5 protein-coding genes are annotated in these 4,774 nt (G+C 61.1%); 4 read left to right on the top strand and 1 reads right to left on the bottom strand.

What is annotated here, in order from left to right; genetic code table 11:
* Window positions 1-237 precede the first annotated feature (237 nt).
* Window positions 238-1,641: an MFS transporter gene (locus NUV89_RS27670; protein ID WP_257783818.1), complete on the top strand. Its 1,404-nt coding sequence runs from the start codon at window positions 238-240 to the stop codon at window positions 1,639-1,641.
* Window positions 1,642-1,777: 136 nt separating this feature from the next.
* Window positions 1,778-2,806, top strand: a complete 1,029-nt coding sequence (locus NUV89_RS27665) for a UV damage endonuclease UvsE (protein ID WP_257783817.1) — start codon at window positions 1,778-1,780, stop codon at window positions 2,804-2,806.
* Between the two features lie 6 nt (window positions 2,807-2,812).
* Here the strand turns inward: NUV89_RS27665 and NUV89_RS27660 are convergent, their stop codons facing one another.
* A complete protein-coding gene (locus tag NUV89_RS27660; protein ID WP_257783816.1) occupies window positions 2,813-3,763 on the bottom strand; it encodes a transporter in 951 nt (316 codons plus the stop codon).
* 169 nt (window positions 3,764-3,932) lie between these two features.
* Between NUV89_RS27660 and NUV89_RS27655 the strand changes: the two genes are divergently transcribed.
* Together NUV89_RS27655 and NUV89_RS27650 are read left to right on the top strand one after the other, a co-directional pair.
* The gene (locus tag NUV89_RS27655) at window positions 3,933-4,421 is read left to right on the top strand and encodes an ATP-binding protein (protein ID WP_257783815.1); all 489 of its coding nucleotides are present in this window, start codon (window positions 3,933-3,935) and stop codon (window positions 4,419-4,421) included.
* A gap of 118 nt (window positions 4,422-4,539) precedes the next feature.
* Window positions 4,540-4,774 (top strand): hypothetical protein (locus NUV89_RS27650; RefSeq protein ID WP_257783814.1); only part of this gene is annotated, 235 nt, incomplete at its 3' end.

Below are 4,774 nucleotides of genomic sequence, written 5' to 3'. Positions count from 1 at the left end.
AGAGCCCCTGCAACTGACACGCCGCCATCGCAGGCAAGCCAGCTCCCACAGTTAAGCGCTGTCTGGTCAATCGATAGTGTCATCCTACAACTTCTTTTGCCTTGTGCATCACATACCTCAATAAACCGCAATCTTTCACATTGACAGCGTGTAGGGCGACCGCTATAAAAGTCACAGTTGTACGACGACATATGACGTTACGTATGTCCTACCTAACAAAAATAAAAAAGTGATGCCATGAACTTGAACGAGCCCATCAACGCCCAGCGCGTTGGCCAGGCGGTAGGCAACTATCGCTGGACCATCTGCGCAATGCTGTTCTTTGCCACCACCGTCAATTACCTCGACCGCCAGGTGCTCAGCCTGCTGGCGCCGCAGCTGTCCACGCAATTTGGCTGGAGCAACACCGACTACGCGAACATCGCGGCGGTGTTCCAGTTTGTCTACGCCATCTCCATGCTGTTTGCCGGACGCCTGGTCGATAAGATCGGCACCAAGACTGCCTATGTGGTGGCGATTGGCATCTGGTCCACGGGCGCCATCATGCATGCGTTCTCGGTGCCGATGGGTGAGGGCATCGCCGCTGTCAGCGGGGCGATTGGCTTGGCGGTGATTCCGGTGTCGATTGCCGGTTTCATGCTGTCCCGTGCCGTGTTGGCGATTGGCGAGGCGGGTAACTTTCCGATTGCGATCAAGGCCACGGCTGAATACTTCCCGAAGAAAGAACGCTCATTCGCCACCGGCATCTTCAACTCCGGCGCCAACGTTGGCGCGATCCTGGCACCGATTTGCGTACCGTTGATCGCAGGCCTTTGGGGCTGGGAAGCGGCGTTTATCGTGATCGGTGCGCTGGGGTTTGTGTGGGTGGCGGTGTGGATCGCGCTCTACGAGAAACCCGAGCACCAAAAACGCCTGTCGGCCGCAGAACTGGCCTACATCCGCAGTGACGAGACCGTACAACCGTTCACCCCGGTGGCGACCGGTGCCAAAGAGAAAAAAGTCTCGTGGTTCAAGCTGCTGACCTACCGCCAGACGTGGGCATTTGCCTTCGGCAAGTTCATGACCGACGGCGTGTGGTGGTTTTTCCTGTTCTGGCTGCCCACGTACCTGTCGGCGCAATACGGCATGAAAGGCGCCGATATCGTGATGCCGCTGGCGGTGCTGTACAGCATGACCATGGTCGGCAGCATCGGTGGCGGTTGGTTCCCCAGCTACTTCATGGCCCGGGGCGATGCGCCGTATGACGGGCGCATGAAAGCGATGTTGATTATCGCCTTGTTCCCGCTGGTGGTGCTGCTGGCGCAGCCGTTCGGCTATATCAGCTTCTGGGTGCCGGTGTTGCTGATCGGTGTGGGCGCTTCAGCGCACCAGGCGTGGTCGTGCAATATCTTCACCACCGTGTCCGACATGTTTCCGCAGAAAACCGTGGCCTCGGTGGTCGGCATCGGCGGCATGGCCGGCGGCCTGGGCGGCGTGGTGATGACCAAGATCGGCGGTTGGGTGTTCGACTACTACAAGTCGATCAACGACATCCACACCGGCTACATGATTATGTTCGCGATCTGTGCGCTGGCGTACCTGGTGGCCTGGAGCGTGATGAAGACGCTGGTGCCGCGCCACAAGGAAATCACTGACCTTTAACCCGTCACTTCCCGCGCTGGCTGCAGCGCGGGAAGGTATCTAACGCTTTGCTCGCGTAAAAAAGCACTGAACCTCTTGAATTGCCTCGCGCCTAACCCCGTATCATCCCTCCTTTTTATCCCCGCCAGGCACTCCCATGACTCATCCACGCATCGGCTTTGCATGCCAATACAAGCATCCCGAACGCCTGCTCTCGGCCAGTGCCCTGAAATTGATCGAAGGCCCGTACAACCCGCGCACCACCACCTTGCGCTGGATGGACAGCGTCACGCCCCAAGTGGCCCGCGCCAAGCTGGTGGAAGTGGTCACCCATAACCTCGCCGCGCAATTGCACCTGTTGCGCTATGTCGCCGGGTTGCCGCCGACCTTGCGCATGCTGCGCCTGAGCAGCGACCTGTTGCCGTTCTATAGCCACCCGAAAGTCGCCGCGGTGTACCAGGACCCGGCCATCGCGCAGCAGTTGGTCGAGGGGTTTGCCGCCATCGGCGAACTGGCGCGGGCGTCGGATATCCGCCTGTCCTTTCACCCCGGCCAATATTGCGTGCTCGGCTCGGAAAACCCCGGCGTGGTGGACAACAGCCTGGCCGAGTTCGAATACCACGCCGATATGATCCGCATGATGGGCTATGGCCGGCAGTTCCAGGACCTCAAGTGCAACGTGCACATCGCCGGCCGCCTGGGCGTGGAGGGCACGCGTGCGGTGTGGGCGCGCTTGTCGCAAGTGGCGCGCAACTGCATCACCTTCGAGAATGACGAGAAGACCTACGGCCTCGACCACTGCCTGCAAGTCGCCGACCTGGCGCCGGTGGTGCTGGATATCCACCACTGCTGGATCAATGAAAACGACTATATCGACCCGCACTCCGAGCGGGTCGCGCGGGTCATCGACAGCTGGCGTGGTGTGCGCCCGACCATGCATTACTCCCAGCCGCAGGAGAGCTTGCAAGAGTTGGGCTTTGACGCGGACCACAAGCTGGAAATGGATGCGCTGATGCAGGTGGTGTCCAAGCGCGACCTGTACGGCCACAGCGCGCAGATGTGGAACCGCTGGACCAATGACTACGCGCTGCAGTTTCTCGACCGTTTCGACATCATGCTGGAGGCCAAGGACAAGAACGTCGCGTCGCTGGCGTTCTATGAGCATTGGCAGCGGCGCACGGCGTGAGGGCGGTCATTTCGTGCCATTCAGGGGAATGACCAGCGACACCCATAGGTTCCAGCCATCGGGGCGGTTCTTGGCGTCGAACTCGTAATAACCCTTGATATTGGCGTACCACAACTCATCGCTCACCTTGAAAAAGTGCCCGGCTTGCGGGCCAATCCCGGCGACCCGTGACTTGAAATCCCCCAGCGCCGCGCCGCTGCCACTGTCGCCGGTGACTTGTTCGAAGTAGTAGCCGACCAGGCCGACCAGGGTTTGTGAGGTGAGGAAGTGCGAGGCGCTGAGGTCGAGGTGGGCGTCGATGCCGTTCTGGTAGCGGGTGTCGCGGTTTTCCCAGTTGTAGGTCATGCCGGCCACGGCGGAGAACTCGTTGGTCTTGTCGAAGTAGGTGTAGCCACCACCGGCATCCAGGGCAGCATGGCCCAGGCCGATATTCACCAGGCGGTTGGGGTCATAGGCGCCGATGGGAATATTGCCCATGGTGTAGGCCATGAAGTTGTGCACGCCGTGGTTCCATTTCAACGTGCCGAGCAGGTACAGATCGCTGCCGCCCTTGAGGCTGTCATTGGTCCCGCCGGAGAACGAACGGCCGCGCGGCCCGGTGACCGTTGCATCGATACTGGCTTCGGAGCGCGCCACCGCCCCCACCGCCGAAATCGCCGCCTGGGCGCCGCCCAGTACCGGGGTTGCAAAGGTATAGGTGGGGCTGGCGAAGAGCAGGTCGGCCTCGGCATCCAGCCCGACCACCGTGCGCCCGCCGCGTGGGAAGGCCTTGTTTTTGTTATCGCTGGCTTTGACGTGGTAGTAGATCAGCGGCAGGCTCCAGCCCGGCGTGACCGGGGCGGCGGCGAGTGCGCCGAACTGGCCGGGCAGCCAGAAGCTGATGCCGCCATCGTCGGCGTGGGCCAGGGCCAGGGGGAGCAGGGCGATCAAGCCCAATACGCTTGTCTGTCTGGTCATAGGACTTCCTATCCAAAAGGCCATTAGTGGCGGCTGGCGCCGCCGCTCTCAGTGCCCTCGGACGCGCTGCGCTCCCAATGGCTGCTTGAGCATAGTCCAGGGATTGAAGAGTGTTGCCCGGCCACGCGCCGCCGGGCATGCTCGGTGACCGACACAAGGAAACGTCCCCATGCCTACCCTGCATCTACTCTGCGGCAAGATCGCCTCCGGGAAATCCACGCTCGCCAACCGCCTCGCTGCCGAGCACGCCGCCATTGTGCTCAGCGAAGACCACTGGTTGGCACAGCTCTATCCGGGGGAAATCCTCTCCATCGCGGACTACCTGCGCAGCGCCCAACGTATCCGCGACGCGCTCGGGCCGCTGGTGATCCGCCTGCTGCAATCGGGGGTCAACGTAGTGATGGACTTTCCCGCCAACACCCTGGCCAACCGCGAATGGCTGCGCAGCCTGGCGCAGACGGCCCAGGTGCCGCACTGCCTGCATTACCTGGAACTGGACGACGCCACATGCCGCGCCCGGCTGCACGCCAGGAATGCCCGGGGCGAGCATGATTTTGCGGCGACTGACGCTGAGTTCGACCTGATTACCCGGCACTTCTGTGTGCCGAGTGAGGAGGAGGGGTTGGTGATTGAGGTGCATCGTCTCGCGACGCAGTAGAGGCAAGTTGAGAGAGGCCGATCAGGAAGCGCCTTTCTCGTAAAGTCGAATTTTCCGACATTCATTTGCGATAGCAAAACTTTACTCTCTGGGCTCTTTTGCGTTCAGGAGTAAAGCGATGACGTCGTGCCCGTTCTTCGATCACAGCCGCCACACACTGCGTGTACGCAACCTCGCTGCTCTACTCGATGTCCTGGCTTTTGAAGGCGAGGAGCGCTTAGGTCAGCCGTTCACCTACCGCGTGGAATTCACCAGCACCGACCTCGACCTCGCCGCCGACTCCATGCTTGGCCAAACAGCCAGCTTCAGCCTGCACGCCCCACCGCAAAAACTGCCGCTGCTGAGCTTGACGC

It is taken from the genome of Pseudomonas sp. 18.1.10, assembly GCF_024655625.1.
GTDB lineage: Bacteria > Pseudomonadota > Gammaproteobacteria > Pseudomonadales > Pseudomonadaceae > Aquipseudomonas.
Note: the sequence above shows the minus strand (reverse complement) of the source record. Positions and strands in the feature narration are given on the sequence as shown.

What these genes read in the sequence shown, in the direction of transcription:
- NUV89_RS27670 (WP_257783818.1), top strand. Translation starts at nt 238, where the DNA reads ATGAACTTGAACGAGCCCATCAACGCCCAGCGCGTTGGCCAGGCGGTA.
- NUV89_RS27665 (WP_257783817.1), top strand. Translation starts at nt 1,778, where the DNA reads ATGACTCATCCACGCATCGGCTTTGCATGCCAATACAAGCATCCCGAA.
- NUV89_RS27660 (WP_257783816.1), bottom strand. Translation starts at nt 3,763, where the DNA reads ATGACCAGACAGACAAGCGTATTGGGCTTGATCGCCCTGCTCCCCCTG.
- NUV89_RS27655 (WP_257783815.1), top strand. Translation starts at nt 3,933, where the DNA reads ATGCCTACCCTGCATCTACTCTGCGGCAAGATCGCCTCCGGGAAATCC.